Annotated in this window: 14 protein-coding genes and 1 pseudogene; 5 read left to right on the top strand and 10 right to left on the bottom strand. The window is 73.3% G+C overall.

Annotated features, from left to right (window positions below):
- The first annotated feature begins 59 nt into the window (after window positions 1-59).
- Both AVL59_RS12855 and AVL59_RS12850 read left to right on the top strand, forming a co-directional pair.
- Window positions 60-2,906 (top strand): ATP-binding protein, encoded by a 2,847-nt coding sequence (locus tag AVL59_RS12855; protein WP_067303018.1) that lies wholly within the window; start codon window positions 60-62, stop codon window positions 2,904-2,906.
- A 203-nt stretch (window positions 2,907-3,109) separates the two neighbouring features.
- Window positions 3,110-3,901: a S1 family peptidase gene (locus AVL59_RS12850; RefSeq protein ID WP_067303015.1), complete on the top strand. Its 792-nt coding sequence runs from the start codon at window positions 3,110-3,112 to the stop codon at window positions 3,899-3,901.
- Between the two features lie 115 nt (window positions 3,902-4,016).
- Here the strand turns inward: AVL59_RS12850 and dmpI are convergent, their stop codons facing one another.
- From dmpI to AVL59_RS12835, 3 genes are all read right to left on the bottom strand, one after another.
- Window positions 4,017-4,199, bottom strand: coding sequence for a 4-oxalocrotonate tautomerase DmpI (gene dmpI, locus AVL59_RS12845; RefSeq protein ID WP_067303012.1), 183 nt, complete (start codon window positions 4,197-4,199; stop codon window positions 4,017-4,019).
- Between the two features lie 100 nt (window positions 4,200-4,299).
- A complete protein-coding gene (locus tag AVL59_RS12840) occupies window positions 4,300-5,166 on the bottom strand; it encodes a LysR family transcriptional regulator (protein WP_067303009.1) in 867 nt (288 codons plus the stop codon).
- A gap of 31 nt (window positions 5,167-5,197) precedes the next feature.
- Entirely contained in the window at window positions 5,198-6,307 is a 1,110-nt protein-coding gene (locus tag AVL59_RS12835) for a winged helix DNA-binding domain-containing protein (RefSeq protein ID WP_067303007.1), read from the bottom strand.
- A 398-nt stretch (window positions 6,308-6,705) separates the two neighbouring features.
- Here AVL59_RS12835 and AVL59_RS12830 point away from each other — a divergent pair, with 398 nt between their 5' ends.
- Window positions 6,706-7,719: a magnesium and cobalt transport protein CorA gene (locus tag AVL59_RS12830; RefSeq protein ID WP_372450345.1), complete on the top strand. Its 1,014-nt coding sequence runs from the start codon at window positions 6,706-6,708 to the stop codon at window positions 7,717-7,719.
- Between the two features lie 114 nt (window positions 7,720-7,833).
- Here AVL59_RS12830 and AVL59_RS12825 read toward each other — a convergent pair whose 3' ends face one another.
- Together AVL59_RS12825 and AVL59_RS12820 are read right to left on the bottom strand one after the other, a co-directional pair.
- Window positions 7,834-9,027 carry a macrolide family glycosyltransferase gene (locus AVL59_RS12825; RefSeq protein WP_079146668.1) on the bottom strand — a complete coding sequence of 398 codons (1,194 nt, stop codon included), beginning with the start codon at window positions 9,025-9,027 and terminating at the stop codon, window positions 7,834-7,836.
- A 279-nt stretch (window positions 9,028-9,306) separates the two neighbouring features.
- Window positions 9,307-10,104 carry an MFS transporter gene (locus AVL59_RS12820; RefSeq protein WP_237281869.1) on the bottom strand — a complete coding sequence of 266 codons (798 nt, stop codon included), beginning with the start codon at window positions 10,102-10,104 and terminating at the stop codon, window positions 9,307-9,309.
- A 161-nt stretch (window positions 10,105-10,265) separates the two neighbouring features.
- On the opposite strand from AVL59_RS12820, the gene AVL59_RS12815 reads away from it, so the two are divergent.
- Window positions 10,266-11,264: a polyphosphate kinase 2 family protein gene (locus tag AVL59_RS12815; protein ID WP_067303001.1), complete on the top strand. Its 999-nt coding sequence runs from the start codon at window positions 10,266-10,268 to the stop codon at window positions 11,262-11,264.
- Between the two features lie 359 nt (window positions 11,265-11,623).
- Window positions 11,624-12,466, top strand: a complete 843-nt coding sequence (locus AVL59_RS12810; protein WP_067302999.1) for a patatin-like phospholipase family protein — start codon at window positions 11,624-11,626, stop codon at window positions 12,464-12,466.
- Window positions 12,467-12,531: 65 nt separating this feature from the next.
- Here the strand turns inward: AVL59_RS12810 and AVL59_RS12805 are convergent, their stop codons facing one another.
- The 5 genes and pseudogenes from AVL59_RS12805 to AVL59_RS54125 all read right to left on the bottom strand — a co-directional run.
- Window positions 12,532-13,842, bottom strand: coding sequence for an ABC transporter substrate-binding protein (locus tag AVL59_RS12805; protein ID WP_067302996.1), 1,311 nt, complete (start codon window positions 13,840-13,842; stop codon window positions 12,532-12,534).
- Window positions 13,839-14,891, bottom strand: a complete 1,053-nt coding sequence (locus AVL59_RS12800; protein ID WP_208870363.1) for a hypothetical protein — start codon at window positions 14,889-14,891, stop codon at window positions 13,839-13,841. The genes AVL59_RS12805 and AVL59_RS12800 overlap by 4 nt, the downstream gene beginning before the upstream one ends.
- Window positions 14,888-16,435 carry a VWA domain-containing protein gene (locus AVL59_RS12795; RefSeq protein ID WP_067302993.1) on the bottom strand — a complete coding sequence of 516 codons (1,548 nt, stop codon included), beginning with the start codon at window positions 16,433-16,435 and terminating at the stop codon, window positions 14,888-14,890. The genes AVL59_RS12800 and AVL59_RS12795 overlap by 4 nt, the downstream gene beginning before the upstream one ends.
- Window positions 16,436-16,483: 48 nt before the next feature.
- A complete protein-coding gene (locus tag AVL59_RS54130; protein WP_237281492.1) occupies window positions 16,484-17,599 on the bottom strand; it encodes a tetratricopeptide repeat protein in 1,116 nt (371 codons plus the stop codon).
- 53 nt (window positions 17,600-17,652) lie between these two features.
- Window positions 17,653-18,693, bottom strand: a pseudogene (locus AVL59_RS54125) (protein kinase domain-containing protein); the annotation flags it as partial.
- Between the last annotated feature and the right edge of the window lie 2 nt (window positions 18,694-18,695).

The following is an 18,695-nucleotide window of genomic DNA, read 5'->3' as shown; positions in this document are numbered from 1 at the left end:
TCTGAATTTCAAGGATCGTTGCCTAGAATTTGGCCCGGACACGACACACGAGGGGAGCGGTGACCGTGCGACGGGACTTCCAGGAGCCTGCCCGATGCCGCCCCGACCTGCTCATCGGCCGCGAGGACCTGTTCGCGACGGCGCGCGAGCAACTCGCCTCGGGTGGCAGTGTGCTGCTCCACGGCCCAGCCGGAATAGGGAAATCCACTGTGCTGCGGGCATTGGCCGAGGAATACGGCGCCCGGGCGCGCACCGTGTTGCGCTGCTCCGCCACGGAGTCCGAATCCCACCTTCCCTTCCTGGCCCTCGCCGACCTCTTCGGCCTGGTCCTCGACGAGGTCTCCCCCGGGCTGCCCCCGGCCCAGCGCACCGCCCTGGAGTCGGCGCTCACCGGCCGCGGCGAGCCCAGCCTGCTGCGCGACGGGCTCGCGCTGCGCCTCGCGGTGCTCTCCGCGCTGCGCGCGCTCGCCGCCCGGGGGCCGGTCCTGATCGTCGCCGACGACCTGCAGTGGCTGGATCCGGCCAGCGCCGAACTGCTCGGCTTCGCCGCCCGCCGTCTGGAGGGCACCCCGGTGCAACTGCTGTCCGCGGTACGCACGGAGGGTCAGGAGAGCCAGGAGTACGACCGTCATCTGCGCGCGTCCCCGCCGGACACCGTCGCCGTCCGGCTCGGAGCGCTCACCCGCGCCCAGGTGGCTCAGCTGCTCGACCACCGCGGGCACGGCGCCCTGACCCGCTCCACGGTCCGCGAGATCCACCGCACCAGCGGCGGCAACCCGCTGTTCGCCCTGGAGCTGGGCCGCGCCCTCGCCGACAGCCCGACCCCGCCCCGCCCGGGCGAGCCGCTGCCGGTGCCCACCTCGCTGCGCGCCCTGGTGCTCAGCCGGCTGGACATGCTCTCCGTCGAGGCCCGCCGCACCCTGCTGGTGGCCAGCGCCGGCGCCCGCCCCACCCCGGCGCTGCTGCATGCGGCCGGCCGTGAGAACGCCGAGGCCGAGTGCGCCCAGGCCGCCGAACTCGGGCTGCTGGCCACGGAGTCCGAGGCACCGGCCGTACGGTTCGCGCATCCGCTCATCTCCGCCGCGCTGTACGCGGAGGCACCCGCACAGGAGCGGCGGGCCGCGCACGCCGCGCTGTCCACCGCGGCCTCCGACCCGATCGAGCGGGCCCGGCACCTGGCCCTGGCCACCACCGGTACCGACCCCGAGGTGGCCGCCCGGCTCGCCGAGGCCGCCGCCCTCGCCCGGGACCGGGGCGCCCCGTCGGTCGCCGCCCAGCTGGGGCTGCTGGCCGCCCGGCACACCCCCGCCGACAGCGCGCCCGGCCCCGAGGAACGCCGCCTTCAGGCCGCGGAGGACGCCATCACCGCCGGTGAGGTCGACCTGGCCCGGGACATCGCCCGCGAGGTGCTGACCCGGGCGAGTGTGCCGGCGCACCGGGTGCGGGCCTGGATCTACGTCATCGACACCGCGGGGCACACCATGGCGGAGGTCGACGCCGTCTTCCCGCAGGCCCTCGCCGACGCCGGCGACGACCCCCGGCTGCTGGCCCTGGTCCACTACCAGCTGGCCTGGCGGGCGCTGATCGTGGAGGGCGACTTCACCGAGGCCCGCGGGGCCGCCGCGCACGCCGCCGAGCTGGCCGCGTGCGGCGCCGACCGGCGCACCGAACTGCTCGCCCTCGCCCTCCAGGCACAGACCGAGACCCTGATGGGCCATCCGGAGGCCCCCCGCACCATCAAGCGCGCCCTGAAGGAGCCTCAGGACCCGCGGGTGGCCTGCCATCACAACGGCGCGGGCAGCGCGCGGTTCCGGTGGCTGGTCATGGGCGACCAGCTGAACGAGGCGAGAGCGACGGTCACCATGCTGCTGCGCGAGGTGCGCCGGCGTGGCTCGGTGGAGAGCGAGGTGCACTTCGTGCGCGGTCTCGCCGAGACCGAGCTGCGCGCCGGGCACTGCGGCCGCGCCCTCGAACTGGCCCGCGACAGCCTGCGGCTCGCCCGGGACTCCGGGATCGGCGAGACCGCCTCCGCGATGCTCACCTCGCTCGCCGAGGCCTCGGGCGGGGACGTGGACCGGGCGCTGGCCCTCGCCCGGGAGGCGGTGGAGCACGCCGAGGAGGACGGCGACCAGATGTACCTGTCCCGGGCGCTCGGCGCGCTCGGCTACGCCCAACTGGTGGCCGGCGACCCGGCGGGCACCGTCCGCTCGCTGCGCCGGGTACGCCGGCTGGAGCTGGGCCTCGGCATCACCGATCCGGCGCGCGGACGCTGGCACGGCGACCTCGCCGAGGCGCTGGTCCGCATCGGCGAGGCCGGCGAGGCGCAGGACGTCATCGACGCCAGCCGCGAGCACGCGCTCCGGCTCGGCCGGGAGAGCGTGCTGGCCGTGCTCGACCGGGCGGAGGCCCTGGTGCGCGCCGCGCACGGCGACCTGGAGGCCGCCGTCGGCCAGCTGACGTCGGCTCAGGACCGGCTCGCCAAGCTCGGCTACGGCCTGGAGGAGGCGCGGGCCGCGTTCGCGCTGGCCCAGTTGCGCGCCCGGTGGCCGGAGGCCGGCCAGCGCCGGGCGACGGCGTACGACGAGCCCGCCCGGCTGTTCCGGCGCTGCCGGGCCCTGCCCTGGCTGCGCCAGGTGGACGAGGCCCTCACCGCACCGGAGCCCGAGCCGGCGGACCTGACCGTGCCGGACACGGTGGACGGGCTGGACGCGCTGGCGTCCCTGGCCTCGATGGAGCGTCAGGTCGCCGCTCTGGTCATGGAGGGCGCCACCAACCGGGAGATCGCCGCCCGGCTGTTCATCAGCGTCAAGACGGTGGAGGCGACCCTGACCCGGGTCTACCGCAAGCTGGGGATCCGATCGCGCGTGGACATCGTCCGATTGGCGGCAGGTCGCCGCGCGAAGTGAGAACGTGGCCGGTTAACTGAGCCGGACCGAGGGTTTTCCCTCACCCAACCCCCTAGGGGGTTCCCTCATTGGGAGCCTGGGGGTCCGAGTCCTAGCGTAAAGGCGTGCCGCTCGCTCGGGCACACGGGGGTCGGTCCCGCGACCCCCGTGCACAACCCCCACACCCGTGCGACCCCCCACCGGCAACGCCACTGAGGAGACTCATGTTCGGGCTCAGACGTGCCAGACAGACCGCCGCGACCCTGGTGGCCACCGCCGCCGCCGCGACGACCGCGCTGATCGCCTCCCCCACGGCGACCGCCGCACCCCAGCCCATCGTGGGCGGTACGACCACCACCACGACGGCTTACCCCTTCATGATGCAGATCACCGACGCGTCCGGTAACCAGTTCTGCGGCGGCACCCTGGTGGCCCCGAAGAAGGTCGTGACGGCCGCGCACTGCATGGTCGGCGAGTCCACCGGCAGCGTCCGCGTGGTCGGCGGCCGGACGTATCTGAACGGCACGAACGGCACGGTCAGCAAGGTCGGCAAGATCTGGATCAACCCGGACTACACCGACGCCACCAACGGCGACGACGTGGCGGTGCTGACCCTGTCGGCCTCGATGCCGTACACCCCGGCGTCGTACGTCTCCTCGTCCCAGTCCGGCGTGTACGCGGCCGGTACCACGGCCCGCATCCTCGGCTGGGGCACCACCTCGGAGAACGGCAGCTCCTCCAACCAGCTGCGGACCGCGACCGTCCCGATCGTGGCCGACTCCAGCTGCAAGAGCTCCTACGGTTCGGACTTCGTCCAGACCGACATGGTTTGCGCCGGATACACGTCCGGCGGCGTAGACACCTGCCAGGGCGACAGCGGCGGTCCCCTGCTCATCGGGGGCGTCCTGGCAGGGATCACTTCTTGGGGCGAGGGGTGCGCGGAGGCCGGTTACCCGGGTGTGTACACCCGGCTGACCGCCTTCTCGGACCTGGTGACCGAGCAGGTCGGCTCGTAACCCGGAAGAAGGACACCTGAGCACCCCTCAGGTAGAAGCCAGGGGGGCGCTGCGAGCCACCACGAGCGGCCCGCAGCGCCTCCCTATCCACGTCCACCCCCGTGGGACGCGGGGGCTACTTGTCGGCCACGAGCTTCCCGGCGGCGCCCCAGCTGTCCGCCTCCACCTCGTGGATCCACACCTGCACGCTCTCCGCCGGGATCCGGTACGCGTCCACGAAGGCGTCGGTGACCCGCTTGACGAGGTCCCGCTTCAGCTCGGTGTCGCGAGGGCCCTGCTGGATGGTGACGATCGGCACGACTGACTCCCTGTGTCCCTGCGGCCCTTGATGACCGCCTGTGGGAACAGTCCATCGCGCCCCGGGCCGCCGACCAAGGAGCAGATCGCGACCGCAGCGATCAGTGCTCGTGATCGTTGCAGGCCAGCAACAGTTTCTCCAGATGCGGAGTGGGGGCGGCGGTGGACACGGCGAGGCCCGTGGACAGGGCGAGGCCGGGTGCGCGGAAGGGGACGTAGGACACACGTGGCGTGTGCAGCACGCGCGCGTGGGAGGCGTAGACGACTGTCCACAGCGGGCGGGAGCCGATGGTGGCGAGGGTGTCCTGGAGCGAGCCGCCGACCGGTCCCGTGAGCGGCTCGAACCCGGCCGCGTGACAGGCTCCGACGACGAGGTCCACCAGGGCGGGGTTGTTGCGGCGCGAGGTGAGGGCGAGGGGCAGCCCGGCGAGGTCGGCCAGGTCGATGTCCGGGCGGCCGGCCAGGGGGTGCGCGGCCGGGAGGGCGGCCACCAGCGGGTCGGGCCACAGGGGCAGCACCCGTACGCCGGGCGGGGGTTCGGCCGAACGGACGAAGGCGGCGTCGAGCCCGCCGGCCGCGACCCGGGCCAGCCGCTCGGTGACCGGCAGGGAGACCAGCTCGACGGGCACGTCCGGCGCCCGCTCGGCGAATGCGGCGAGCACCCGGTCCAGATGGGCGCCGAGCCCGGTGCTGGTGCCGATGCGCAGCCCTGCGGGCTCGGCCACCGCCGCCCGCGCCCGCCGCGCCGCCGCCAGCACCGCCCGCGCCTCGGGCAGCAGCCGCTCCCCCGCCGGTGTCAGGCGCACCCGGCGGGGCGAGCGGTCGAACAGCTCCGCGCGCAGCTCCCGTTCGAGCCGCTGTATCTGCTGGCTGACGGCCGACTGCACGATGTGCAGCCGTTCGGCCGCCCGCCCGAAGTGCAACTCCTCGGCGACGGCGACGAAGTAGGTGAGCTGCCGCAGTTCCATGGCCCCGACTGTAGACGTGTCCTCGAAACGCTCACCGCCCCGCGACGGTGCCGAACCGGATGTCGTACGGCACCTCGGGGCACAGGGTCGCCGACATCCGGGCGCCCTCCGCCGTCACGTCCTCCCGCTGGGCCTTCGTCAGCTTCCCGAAGGGCTCGATGACGAGGGTGTCGCCGTCCTGCTTCCACAGACCGGCCAGGAAGCCGTCCACCAGGAAGGTGCGGTGGGCCTGGCTGCCCTGCCAGGTACGGCCGCGGTGCTCGGGCGGTACGACGCGGGTGCGGTCGGCGTGGCCGAGGAGGAGGTTGTCGAACTCGGGGAGGAAGCGGGGCGGGGCCGGAGTGGCCGGGTCGGGACGGGGAGCCTCGGGCAGGTCGAACAGTTCGGTCCCGCTCGTGTCCCGGAAGGTGAGGAGCCGCGGGCGCAGGCGTTCGAAGGCGTCCCGGAGCCGCGTGAGTCCGGCCCAGGTCTGCATGTCCTTGACGGAGGCGGGACCGAAGGCGGCGAGGTAGCGCAGGACCACGGCGTCCGGGGCCGGCGCCGGAGCGGCGGGGCGGCCCAGCCAGTGCTCGGCGGTGGTGAGGGCCACCTGGCCGCTGCGGCCCCACAGACCGCGCGGGGTGACCTGGACCAGGGGCAGCCGGCAGCGGGCGGCGACGGCCAGGGACCGCGGGTCGGCGTGCGGCCACTCGGCGCCGAGCGCCGCGCGCAGCTGGGCCATGGTGCGGGGCTCGGCCTCCACCAGCTCGCGGGCGAGCGCGGCCAGCCGGTCGAGGTCGACGCCGTCCAGGCCCTTGCGGAAGGCCGACAGTTCCCGGTCCCTGGCGGGCTGGACGAACGGCCGCAGGGTCAGGCAGTCCTCGGCGGTGTGGGTGTGGAGGGTGGAGCGCAGGGTGACGATCCGGACGGCCTCGCGGTCGGCCATGAGCCGGGACAGCCGCTCGGGGGCGAAGCCGTCGAGGCGGGCGGCGAGGGCGTGGTACGGCGGCTTGACGTTCTGCGCCTGCAGGCCGAGGAGATGCCGCAGGGCGTCCGCGGCGCCCAGCGGGGAGCGGCGCAGCAGGAGCTGCCGGGCGAGGGTGGCTCGGTTCAGGGCGCGGGTGTCCAGGAGGGGAGCCGTGGCCACGCTGCTCTTCGTCATGCCCACCACACTGGCACGGCTTGCGGACACACACGGTCCGCAACTCTCCACCGAACCCTGTGCCCGTTCCGGGCGCCTGTCGGGTATGCCCCCGTTATCCTGCTCGTACCCGCCGCGTGATCACGCCGTACGCAGGCTCGACCGAAAGGGAGCCGATGTCCGAGCGCCCCGTCCGCCCCGCCGCGCAGACCGCCCGGGCCACCGACGCCTCCGGTCCCGCCGCGCAGGCCGCGAACTCCCCGGCCGCCGCGAACGGCGCGAGCGCCGTGGGCGGCAGGAACGGCGGCGGCAAGGGCAACGGAGGCGGGCGCAAGCCGGTCTGGCGCCGTGCCCCGGCCGCACCGCAGCCGGAGGCCGCCGAGCCCGCCACCACCGCCCGGTCCGCCGAGACGGCGAGCGTGGTCCAGGCGGCGCTGTACCGCGACGGCGTCCGTGTCTCCGCCCCCGCCGGCCTCTCCGAGACCTACCGCGAGCTGCGCGAGGAGCCCGCCGGCATGGCGTGGATCGGCCTCGCCCGTCCCACGGAGGCCGAACTCCTCTCCCTGGCCGCCGAGTTCGATCTGCACCCGCTCGCGGTCGAGGACGCGATGGAGGCACATCAGCGGCCGAAGCTGGAGCGGTACGGCGACACGCTCTTCGTCGTGCTGCGTGCCGCCCGATACCTCGACGCGCCCGAGGAGGTCGACTTCGGCGAGCTCCACGTGTTCGTCGGCCCCGACTTCGTGATCACCGTCCGGCACGGCGCGGCCCCGGACCTGTCCGCGGTCCGCCGCCGAATGGAGGACTCCCCCGAGCTGCTCAGGCTGGGCCCGGAGGCGGTCCTGTACGCGATACTCGACGCGGTGGTCGACGGCTACGCGCCCGTCGTCTCCGGCGTCCAGAACGACGTCGACGAGATCGAGACCGAGGTCTTCCGCGGCGACCCCGAGGTCTCCCGCCGTATCTACGAACTCTCCCGCGAAATGGTCGAGTTCCAGCGCGCCACCCGGCCGCTGGTGGGCATGCTGCACGGCCTGATGGCCGGTTTCGCCAAGTACGAGACCGACGAGGAACTCCAGCGCTATCTGCGGGACGTCGCCGACCACGTCACCCACATCAGCGAGCGCGTCGACGGCTTCCGCCAGGCCCTCACCGAGATCCTCACCGTCAACGCGACCCTGGTCACCCAGCAGCAGAACGCCGAGATGCGGGCGCTCGCCCAGGCGGGGTTCGAGCAGAACGAGGAGGTCAAGAAGATCTCGTCATGGGCGGCCATCCTGTTCGCGCCCACCCTCGTCGGCACGATCTACGGTATGAACTTCTCCCGCATGCCGGAGTTGCACTGGGAGTTCGGGTACCCCTTCGCGATCGTCCTGATGGCGCTCGTATGCACCGGTCTGTACATCGTCTTCAAGCGGCGTGACTGGCTCTGACCTCGGGCGGCGGAAGGCCGAGGAGGGTCGCAGCCATGCCGCGACCCTCCTTGCTCACAGGCTTCGACGGCCGTCGCGACTGCGGGGGGTATGCCGGGCGGCGTCCCCGTTCGGTCAGCCCACTCGCTCCTCCATCAGTTGTTCCTCGATCAGGTCGGCAGCTCGACGGGTGCCGCCCTCGGCGCGCACCTCAGACCACAGCCACGCCGAGCGCGCGGCGACCTGTGGGTCGCCGATGAGTTCCATCAGGGCTGTGCGCAGCGCCGCCGCCGTGACGTCCGCGGTGTCGATCCGGTGGGCGACACCCAGTTCGACGAGCCGGTCGGCGTGGAGGCACTGGTCGGTCCCGCGCGGTACCGCGATCATCGGCACCCCTGCGTACAGGCCCTCACCACTGCTGTCCAGTCCGGTGTGCGTCACCCACGCGTCCGCCTGCTCAAGGATCGTCGACGGCGTCCCCCACGGCCGTACCTCGAAGTTGGGAGGAATCCGTTTCTCCAGCTCGGCCGGATCGCCGCCGCTGCCCGTCTGCAGCACCACATGCCACCCCGGGAGATCCGCGAAGGCCGCCGCACACTGGTGGTAGGTCTCCTGCGGCCCGGGGTACGCCGAGCCGGTCAGCGACACCAACAGCACCTTCTCCGCTCCGGCCGGCCGCATCCAGCCGTCCCGCTCCTGGCCGGCGCCGAAGCACGGGCCGACGAACGTCACCGCCTCGGTGTCGACCCGGTCCGCATGTGGCTGCATGACTCGCGGGATCATGGCCAGCACTCGCCGCGGGTGGCCGATGAACTCTTCCACGTTCGTGGTCACCGCTCCGCACCGGGCCAGCCAGGCGGCGAACCGCGCTCGGTATCCGAGTCCTCCGGGCAGCCCGGCGAACGCCGCGCCGATCTCGTCCTGGGCACCCTCCCAGGCCACATGCGCCGCGGACACCTGGACGAGGCCGCGGCCCTGCGCCTCGGCCAGTGCGCGGCCCGCGTACGCGCCGACGTCGTAGAGGTAGAGGTCGGCGGGATCGTCGTCGTACACGGCGTGCAGCTGTGGCAGCACGGCCATCGCCTCGCCGAGGAAGAGGGAGGCGGCGGCGATGGGGTCCTGCGGCCAGTCGCGGTCGGCGACCGGCAGAGTGGACGCGAGGCGGACCAGGTCGGCGCCGGTGGGGGTGATCAGCTCGGCGACGTGGTCGGCGCCTGCGTACGTCACGCGATGGCCGCGGGCCACCAGCTCACGGATGATCTCCAGGCTGGGCAGCACATGGCCGACCAGAGGCGTGCCGACCATGGCGATATGGGCGGGAGAGGGCATGACAGGAGTCCCTTGGATAGAGGTCTACAGCTGAGAAACGCCGAGGGACCCGACTGGGCAACGCAGCGCACGGGGCACTTCTGCACGGGCAGGCGCGTTCACGCCACGGCGAGACCCGGGCAGCCACGGTCACCGCGGACGCTCTGCGCTGCCGGGTCGACCACGCCCGCTTCCTCGTCGAACAGAAGAGGGCACCGATTCCCCCGGTGTCAGTGGCTGCCCACGTCATCGCCCTCATGGGCGGGTTGGCTACCGGCCCCGGAACGGGGGGCGCCCCGGTCACGGAGCGGCGGGCGACATGCCGGGCCTGTTCGGCGGAGACCCGCGCCCGGTCCTGCATCGGCCCGGGTACATCGCCCAGCGAGGGCTCGATCGCGCGCCGAGGGTCGCGCCGAGCGCGGTCGGGAGACTGGCCGAGCCCGCCTCCATCGGCGAGAAGCCGCGTGCGCCCCGCAGGTAGAACGCGCTGTAGAAGGTGACGGCGGCTATGGCGAAGAGGAGCAGTCCGAGCGCCGCGTTACCGCCACCGAACGTACGTTGCGCAAGCAGTCGGGGATCGAAGCTGGGCGCCTGCATTCGCAGTTCGACGATTACGAAAGCGGCCAGCAGGACCAGTCCGACGGCGATCGGCGCCCAGACATCCGTACGACTCCAGGCGGCCACCTGCCCCGCACGGATCAGTCCGTAGGCCAACGCCGCGAGCCCGCTGACCGACAGCAACATCCCAGCCGGGTCGAGCGACCGCAGGACGGGGCTGCGGAAATTCGGGACCAGTATGGCGATCCCGGCCGACGCCAGCACCACGACCGGGACATTGACCAGAAAGACCGAGCCCCACCAGAAATGGTCGAGAAGCAACCCCGCCAATACCGGGCCCACAGCCATTCCGACACCGGCGGATGTCGAGGAAATGGCGATCGCGGTTGCCCGAGCGGGGCCGGTGAAGGTCCACATGATGATGGCCAAGTTGGCGGGCATGATCAGCGCGCTGCCTACTCCCATCGCGGCCCGAGCGGCAATCAGTTGGCCCGCGTCGCCTGCGTACGCCGCCCACACCGAGGAACCGGCGAAGATCACCAATCCGGAACGGGCGCACAGCCCTCGACCGGGCGTTGGGCCCGGCCGGATCATCCGGCTCCGACAGGGCGGCGTAGCAGCGGCATGTCGAAGCTCCTCATTTTTGAAATCGCCCGGCTTCCCGGCGGGCGATCTTGTCCGGACGACCGGAGAATGAGCATGTGGACGACAGTGCCGCAAGCATCGCGGACTTCATCGGCCCACTCCGGGTGGCGCCGGGCTCGAAGGTGCGTCTGGGCCAGGACTTCGATCCCCGCTACAGGGCCGGACTGAAGAAGCGGGACGGGGTGGAGCTGCTGCGCAGCGGGGTGGCCCTGCTGGCCGAGTACCAGGAGCGGCTGGCCGCCCAGGACACCCAAGGTGTGCTGCTGTGCCTCCAGGCGCTGGACGCCGGCGGCAAGGACGGCACGATCCGGCACGTGATGAGCGGTGTCAATCCGCAGGGCGTGAAGGTGAGCAGCTTCAAGGTGCCTTCCAGCGAGGAACTGAGCCACGACTATCTGTGGCGCTACGTCCGGCGCCTGCCCGCGCGCGGTGAGATCGCCATCTTCAACCGCTCCCACTACGAGGAGGTTCTCGTCGTACGCGTGCACCCCGAGAACCTCATCCGGCAGAAGCTGCCGGAGCAGGCACGTGAAGACGACGTCTGGGCGCGGCGGTACCGCGAGATCAACGACTGGGAGCGCTATCTCACGGACAACGGGTTCAGGGTGGTGAAGGTCTTCTTGAACCTGTCCGAGGAGGAGCAGCGCATCCGCTTCCTGAAGCGGATCGACCTGCCGGAGAAGAACTGGAAGTTCTCCGCGGCCGACGTCCGGGAGCGGCGCCACTGGGACGCGTACCAACGGGCGTTCTCCGAGATGCTCTCGGCGACCAGTACGCCATGGGCTCCCTGGTACGTCGTACCGGCGGACCGGAAGTGGTTCGCGCGGATCTGCACGGCGGCGATCCTCGCCCACACCCTGATGGACATCGACCCGCGCTATCCCGTGGTGAGCGAGGAGGCGCGGCAGGACCTCCGAACGGCCCGGCGGGAACTGGAGGAGGAGGCGCCCTGCGGTGCCGCGGCCGATCCGTACGAGGCAGGGCACGGGTCGGCGGGCGGCGGGACCGAGGCGGGCCGGGGACGGGCCAAGGGAAGGAGAGGCGGCCGGGGCTGACGGCCGCTCCCACCGCCACGAGTACGAGGCCGTGGAGCCCGGCGAAGACCAGCGGCACCGCCACCGCCGCCGCGCCCGCCAGCAGGGCCGGCCGGGCGGTCCAGCGCCTGTTCATGGGGCGACCTCCCGTCCCCCGTGCCCACGTCCCGCTCCCGGGCGTCTGCGTCCACTTCAGGCTACGAGGCGGGCGCCCCGTCCGGCATGTCCGACGCGCCCGGCCGGTCGCCGCCGGGCCCGTTCGCCCGGCCCGCGCAGTGCCATCGGGACGTCTGTGGCGCCCGTGGGAATCCTGGCGCCCCGTGAGGCGTCCTTCTCTGTGGATCACCGACTTCATGGATCACGGACTTCAAGGAGCTGACATGACCGAGGCGTTGGTGCTGGGCGGCGGCGGTGTGGGCGGTATCGCGTGGACCACCGGGCTGCTGGCGGGGCTCGCCGACACCGGGCAGGACGTGACCGGAGCCGATCTCCTGCTCGGGACCTCGGCGGGGGCGACCGTGGCGGCTCAGCTGGGCAGCGGTCTGGGGCTGGAGGACCTGTACGCCCGGCAGGTGGATCCCGCGTTGCAGGCGGCCGAGATCATGGCCGAGATGGACCTGGAGGAGTTCGCCGCGGAGATCGGCGCGGCGACGGGCTCCGCCGCCTCGGTGCCGGAGCTGCGGCGCGCCGTCGGACGGGTGGCGCTCGAGGCGCGGACCGTGCCGGAGACGGATCGGCGCGCGGTGATCGAGTCGCGGCTGCCGTCCCACGGCTGGCCGGACCGTGCGCTCAAGGTCGTCGCGGTGGACGCCGAGAGCGGGGAGCCGAGCGTCTTCGACCGGGATTCGGGTGTTCCCCTGGTCGACGCCGTCGCGGCGAGCTGTGCGGTGCCGGGTGTGTGGCCGCCGGTGACGATCGGCGGGCGCCGGTACGTGGACGGCGGTGTGCGGTCCATCGCCAACGTCGACTACGCCGCGGGCGCTGACCGGGTGCTGGTGATCGTGCCGCTGGGGACCACCGAGCCGTTCCCCAGCGAGCAGCCGCTGGAGCGGGCCGTGGAGGAGCTGCGCGCCCGGGGGGCCGAGGTCGTGGTCGTCGGGCCGGACGAGGCGTCGCGGGCCGCGATCGGCGACAACGCGCTGGACCCCGCCACCCGCCGCCCGGCCGCCGAGGCGGGACGGGCGCAGGGGCGGGAGCTGAGGCTTCCCTGGAGCCGGGCCTGAGGCAGCCCGTCGCAGGCCGGTGTGTCCGCACGCGGGACACACCGGCCGGTCTCGGCCGCACACGCTCAGGTACCACGGTCGCAGACCGACGGCAGCCAGGTCAGCTCCTCGTCGCTGCGCAGGCTGTCCAGGTTCTTCAGCAGCCCGCCCAGGTCGCGCGGGTCGGCGAGGAAGTCGATGGTGGCCTGGGCGAAGGCGTCACGGACGGCGGGCGGCATGGCGTCGGAGGCATCGAAACAGCGGACCGCCTCGCGGTTCAGCAGGGCGCCGGCCAGGGAGCGGTGCCAGTCGGCGGAGCCTGCGGCCGGCCGCGCCGCGCTGTCCACCGAGAAGCCGGACTCCGAGGCGTTCCATGCCTGCTGGGCGTCGGTGGAGGCGAGGTGGCTGATCAGCTGCCGCGCCTGCGGGGTGTCGTGCAGCAGGGCCACCAGGTCGCCGGAGACCTCCCAGGTGTTCCTGGACCTCGCGCCGGGGATCAGCCGGGACGAGGGCTGGTAGACGCCGTGCGCGTCCTTCCAGGGGCCGTAGGTGCGCACGAAGGACGCCTGGTGTTCCAGCATGCACTGCCGCGGCCGCTGCGCGACCAGCTGGGAGGCGTCCTGGTAGTCGGTCTTCAGGGCCCGCGCCACGAGGTCCCGGGATCCTCCCGCACCGACCAGGTCCTTCCAGGTCCGCCAGGCCCGTTCCACCTCCTTGGACTGCCAGGGCAGAAGGCCGCGCGCCCACCGCTGGTAGACCCGCGGGCCGGACTGCTGCAGGAGGATGTCCTCGATCCAGTCGGTGCCGGGCCAGCCGCTGGTGGCGCCTGACCCCATGCCCAGGCACCACTGTTCGGGCCGTTTCCCCGCCTGCGTCAGCTGCGGGCCGGTGGTCCCCTTCGGGTACCAGACGATGCTCTTGATGTCGGCCTTGAGTGGGAACCAGTACACGTGCCCCCGCAGCGGTGTGGCCCAGGAGGTGCTGAAAGCCTTCTCGGGGATGAGGTCTTCGACGGGGAAGAGCTGTCCTCGCCCCACGTAGTCGGCGAGTTCGCCCGGGCCGGTGAGCACCACGACGTCGGGGGGTGTACCGGCCTCCATGTCGGCGCTGAGCACCTGGCTCTCGGCGGAACTGCCCTGGTAGTCGACGTGGATGTGATGAGCGTGTTCGAAGGGGGCGATCACCCTGTCCCGGAAGTGCCGCGCGTCCGGGCCGGTCCAGTTGGCCAGCAGGGTGACGGTCGGTTCCCGCCCGAGGGTGTGGACGCCCGCCACGACGGCCGCCGCCAGCACGGCAAGACAGCCGGCCACCGCGGTGACCACGCGCACGAGGTGCCGGGTGGGGCGGCGCCGGGCGCCGGGTACGGCCGTCGCGGGGCCGCTGCCGGGGGCGCTCACCGGGGCCTGAACCGGTAGTCGTTGATGTGCGGCCTGAGCCCCGTCTCGGTCAGCACCATGAGCACGACACCTCCTATCACGATCCACACCGAGGCCGCCGCGCGGAAGCCGGTGTGCGCGAGATACGAGGCGGTGTGCCGCCCCGCGTCGGGAATGTCCGAGCCGGTCGGCGCGCCGTCGAGCAGGGCGCGGGTGTCCGCCATGCCCTGGTGGGTCCACACCGTGAACAGCAGCAGGGCCCCGAACCCGGTGGCCGACAGGACGCCCGTGGCGATGAGTTGGCGGTTGTACCTGCGCCGCAGCCGGCGGCGCAGGAAAAGCTGCGTCTCCACCAGGGCCGCGCCGAGCGCCACGAGGAACAGCGCGGCCACGCTCCAGCCGAACCAGAGCAGCGGCCCGAAGGAGGTCTGCCGTCCGACCGCCGCCAGTTGTCCGCGCTGCAGCTCGGTCAGCCGGGCCTCGATGCCGGAGTCGCCGGCCTTCAGCATGCTGGTCGCGTAGCTGAGGTAGGCCTCCCGCAGCACGCTTGTCTCGGGCTCCGCCTGGGCTTTCTGGATCATGCCGGTGTACCCGGCGATCAGTCCGGAGACGGTCTGCACGGCCTGTCGGCCCGCGGGCCCGCCCACGTCGCCCGCGGCGGCCCGGGACAGGCTCTGCGCCGCCACCGAGATCTGCTTCTGGAACTCGCTGGGGGACGGCGGTGTCGCGGTCGCGTCCGCCTGCGCCTGGTCGAGCGCGTACAGCGCGGTGTCGATGGCGAGGACGGCGGGGGCGCTGGAGGTGCGCAGCGGGTTCGCGTCGCCGTGCACGCCCTCGTAGGAGAGGAACAGGGACAGGGTCAGCAGGGCCGACAGGGCCAGCAGCAGCCGGCGGCACACGGCGAGGTCGTGGGCGGTCGTACTGGCGCCGTCCGGCGGGCGCGGCCCGGCCCCCAGGAGGCGGCCGAGCAGGCGGGGCAGGGGGGCTGGGGCGCGGGGGCCGAAGGCGGGGCGGACGGCGGTGGCCGTCCGCGGACGCACCCGGCCTCCCGTACCCGTGCCGCCGCTCATCGGGCCCCCTTCAGAAGGCGCCCGCAGTCGCCGCCGCAGTACACGGAGTCCGCCGGGCCGATCCATCGGCAGCCCGGGCACTCGATGAGTTCGTCAGGTCCGGGCGCGGCCGGTGGATGCGCTTCGGGCGGGCCGGCGGGGGGTGGACCGGCGTCCGGCTGCCGCGGTGGTGTGGTCATGGCGGTGGAGAGGATCAGATGCTGCCAGTCGACGTCCCTGAGACCGTCGCGGACCCGGCCGGTACCCGGTGCGGCCTCGATCCGGCGCAGTTCGTGCAGCAGGGGGGCATCGCCCAGTTCCACGGCCAGTGCCAGCGCCCGGGCGAGTTCCCGGTCCGCCGTCGCCCGGCCCTCCGCGCCGCGCAGCCAGGCCCGGTGGGCCCGGACCGCTGCGGCGCTCGCCTGCCGGTACAGCTCGTGGCGGCGGACCCCGGGATGCTGCCGGGAGGCGTCGCGCGGGTCGTCGGTCCAGCGGACCAGGATCGGCCGCGGCGCGGGCAGCCGTACCGTGCGCCCGAAGTCGGGTACGACCACGTCCACCGCGGCGAGCTGGAGGTCCTCGCCGATCTCGCGTTCGGTCGGGTCGGCGGTCAGGACGACCTGGAAGTGCCGGCTCTCCTCGCCCCAGGCCCGGGTGACGTACTCGACGCCGCGTTCACCGAACTCGGCTCCGGTGGCGAGGAGTTCCTGTTCGTTCGGCACCACCTGCTTGACCTGGCGGATCACCGTGCCGGGGGTCGGGGTGAGCCTGATGCGCAGCTCAGGTACGGCCGTGCCCAGCAGTCCGTTCATCAACTCCTCGTACACGGCGGGCAGTTCGGACTCGTGGCGGACCGCGCCCGCCCGGCCGTGCAGCCGCCGGGTGATGGTCAGCAGGAGGTCGGCGTCCCAGTCGTCGCCGATCCCCCAGGCGTCGCAGACGAACCGTCCCTCGCAGGCGTCGAGCACGGTGTCCAGCCGGCTGGGGCTCCGGTCGTCGTGCTCGTTGCGCCCGTCGGTGAGCAGCAGGACGTGCTTGATCGGCGCGGACTGCTGTTTGAGCAGCCGCCGGGCCAGATCGAGCCAGGTGCCGATGGCGGTGCCGCCGTCCGCCTCCAGGATGCGTACGGCGCGCTCGGCGGCCTCACGTTCGGCGGACTCCGCGACGGACATCACGGCCAGACCCGCCCCGGGGTGGACCACGGTGGCGTCGAACCGGCCGGAGAGCACGGCGAAGGCGGTTCCCTCGGGCAGCAGCCGGATCGCGGCGGCCGTGGCGTCCTTCGCGGCGTGCAGTTTGGCGGCCGGGTGGAGCATGGAACGGGAGGTGTCGACGATCAGCACCTCGGCGAGGACGGGTCGGGACCCGCGGGCGGGCCCGGAGGCGATCCCCGGGGTGCCGCCACTGGTGACCCCGATCTCCAGGATGGCGTGCATCTCGCGGTCGGGCGGCCGCCCGGCCGCGGCGGGCAGGACGGGCAGTTCCTTCTGCTGGCCGACGGCGAGCGTCACCTCGACGCTGCCCCCGGCGTTCTGGGCGTTCTCCGCGTGCTCGGGCACGCTCATGGCCGCGTCCCCCTCGCTTCCCTGTGGGCGGTTGTGTGTCGCGCGTGCTCAGAACGTGGTCATCGGCCGCACGGCGTGCGCCAGGTCGAGCAGCCGGCCGTGTTCGCCCGCGGTGCGCGCCTGCGCCGCCAGGTGCCGGAAGGACTGCTCCAGCAGCGCGCGCAGCGTGCCCTCGGCGCCGGAGCCGAGCAGGTCACCGGCGGGGAACCCGGATCCCCAGCCGTCCTCGGGACGGCAGCGCAGGATGTTCTCGCGAACCTCGGCGACCAGCCGGGCCCGTGATTCGCCGTCGGCGGCGCCGCCGTCCAGGCGCAGCTCGGGCAGCCGCCGGTCCGCGTCCCGCAGATCGTCCGCCGACGGGGCGAGGCCGTGCAGGATGCCGGCCCGAACCCGCACGGCCGCGATCCGGGCGGCGTCGTAGTGCCGGGAGGTGGAGGGGACGTCGTCGAGGACGCGTACGGCCGCGTCCCGGTCGCCGGCCAGGAGGTGGCCGCGGGCCAGGCCGAACGCGGCGGCGGTGTGGGCGAAGTCCCGGGCCCAGACGGCCTCGTAGAACCGCATGGCGCGCCGCGTGCGCTGGTCGCCGCCGTGTTCGGCGCAGTAGCCGAGGGCGAGCTTGGGCACGTACTCGCCGGGCAGCGCCCGGTAGACGGCCTCGAAGCAGTGGCCGGCCTCCCGTACCTCGGCCCGGCTCAGATGCAGGACGCCGCGGTGCCAGGCGATGCGCCAGTCGTAGGCGGCGGCGCGTTCGCCGAGCTGGGTGGCGGCCTCGGCCAGCCAGCTCCGGGCCTCGTCCTGCTCGCCTCTTCTGAGGTGGGCGCGGCACAGCCACAGCGCGGTCTCGGGGGTGCCGAGGCGGGATTCGCGGGGCCACTGCCGGGCGACCCGGTCGGGCGCGTCGGGCGGGAAGGTGTCCAGCAGCAGGGCGGCGCCGTCGTCGGGGTCGGGAACCGGCTCCGGCAGGACGCCGGCGACCTCGGCGGCCGGGGCGGGGAGACGTCGAGGGCGGCGGGGTGTTCCCCGGGCCGGCCGGTCCAGTGGTCCAGGGAGGGGATCGCGCCGAGCCCGGCGTCGAGACTGGCGTCGGTGGCACGGAACCGGGTGGAGCTCTCGGGCAGCTGCTCGCCGAACTGCAGCGAGCGGAACTCGCGCAGCACTTCCCACAGTTGACGGGACATCTCGGCGGCCGAGCGGAACCGGGCGCGGGGCTCGGCGTGGGTGGCGCGGTCGATCAGGCGGCGGAAGGAGTCGGAGGCGAGGCCCCGGGGCGGCTCGGTGGCCTCGTACAGGTCCTGCAAGGTCCTGCCCACGGTGTAGAGGTCGCTGTCGACGTGCCAGCCGCGACGGTCGATCTCCTCCTTGGGCGGGGCGTAGACCGCGGTGTACACGTAGGCGGAGGCGCGGTCGCCGATCGCGCGGACCGCGCCGAGGTCGATGACCTTGACGGCCCGTCCGAAGTGGATGACGTTGTCGGGCTTCATGTCGCAGTAGAGCAGCCCGCGTTCGTGCATGTACTGCAGGGCGCCGAGGATCTTGCAGCCGTAGGTGAGGACGTGGTCGAGACGGGGGCGGCCGTGGAAGATCCGTTCGGTGTCCTCGGCGGCGAAGAGCCGCTGCAGGGAGCGGCCGCCGATGTAGTCCATGACCAGGTAGCCGGTGGGCGAGCTGCCACTGACCTCGTGCTCGGCGTAGGTGATGATGCGGACGATGTCGGGGTGGTGCAGGTCGGTGAGCGAGTGGCGTTCCTCGACGGCGTTGCGGCGGGCGAGCGCGTCGTGGACGTTGATCAGCCCTTTGAGGACGACGCGGTAGCCGTCGGCGCGGGTGTCCTCGGCGAGGTGGATCCAGCCGAGGCCGCCGCGGGCCAGACAGCCGAGGACGTGGTAGTGGCCGGCGACCACGTCGCCCTGGTTCAGCTGGGGCAGGAACGAGTAGGGGGTGCCGCAGCGCGGGCAGCGGCCGGTGGCCCGGGCGGGCTGTCCGCCGTAGCCGACGCCGATGGTCATGGTGCAGCCGAGCGCGCCGCAGCGGCGGCCGCCGGTGGGCGGCCTGGGGTCCTCGACGAGCCCGTCCTCGGGGACCGGGACGTCGGGCAGCCGGACCAGTCCGTGCTGGTCGAGTTCGCCGACGCCGGCGACGGCGTGGGTGGGCTGCGGGCCGGGCGGCTCCTCCGCGCCGGGGCCGGGCGGTGCGGACGGCGGCTCGGTCCGCGGTTCCTGGTGCCGGTGTCCGCAGGTGTCGCAGTAGCCGGTGCCCATGA

The sequence above is a fragment of the Streptomyces griseochromogenes genome, assembly GCF_001542625.1.
Classification (GTDB): Bacteria; Actinomycetota; Actinomycetes; order Streptomycetales; family Streptomycetaceae; genus Streptomyces; species Streptomyces griseochromogenes.
Note: the sequence above shows the minus strand (reverse complement) of the source record. Positions and strands in the feature narration are given on the sequence as shown.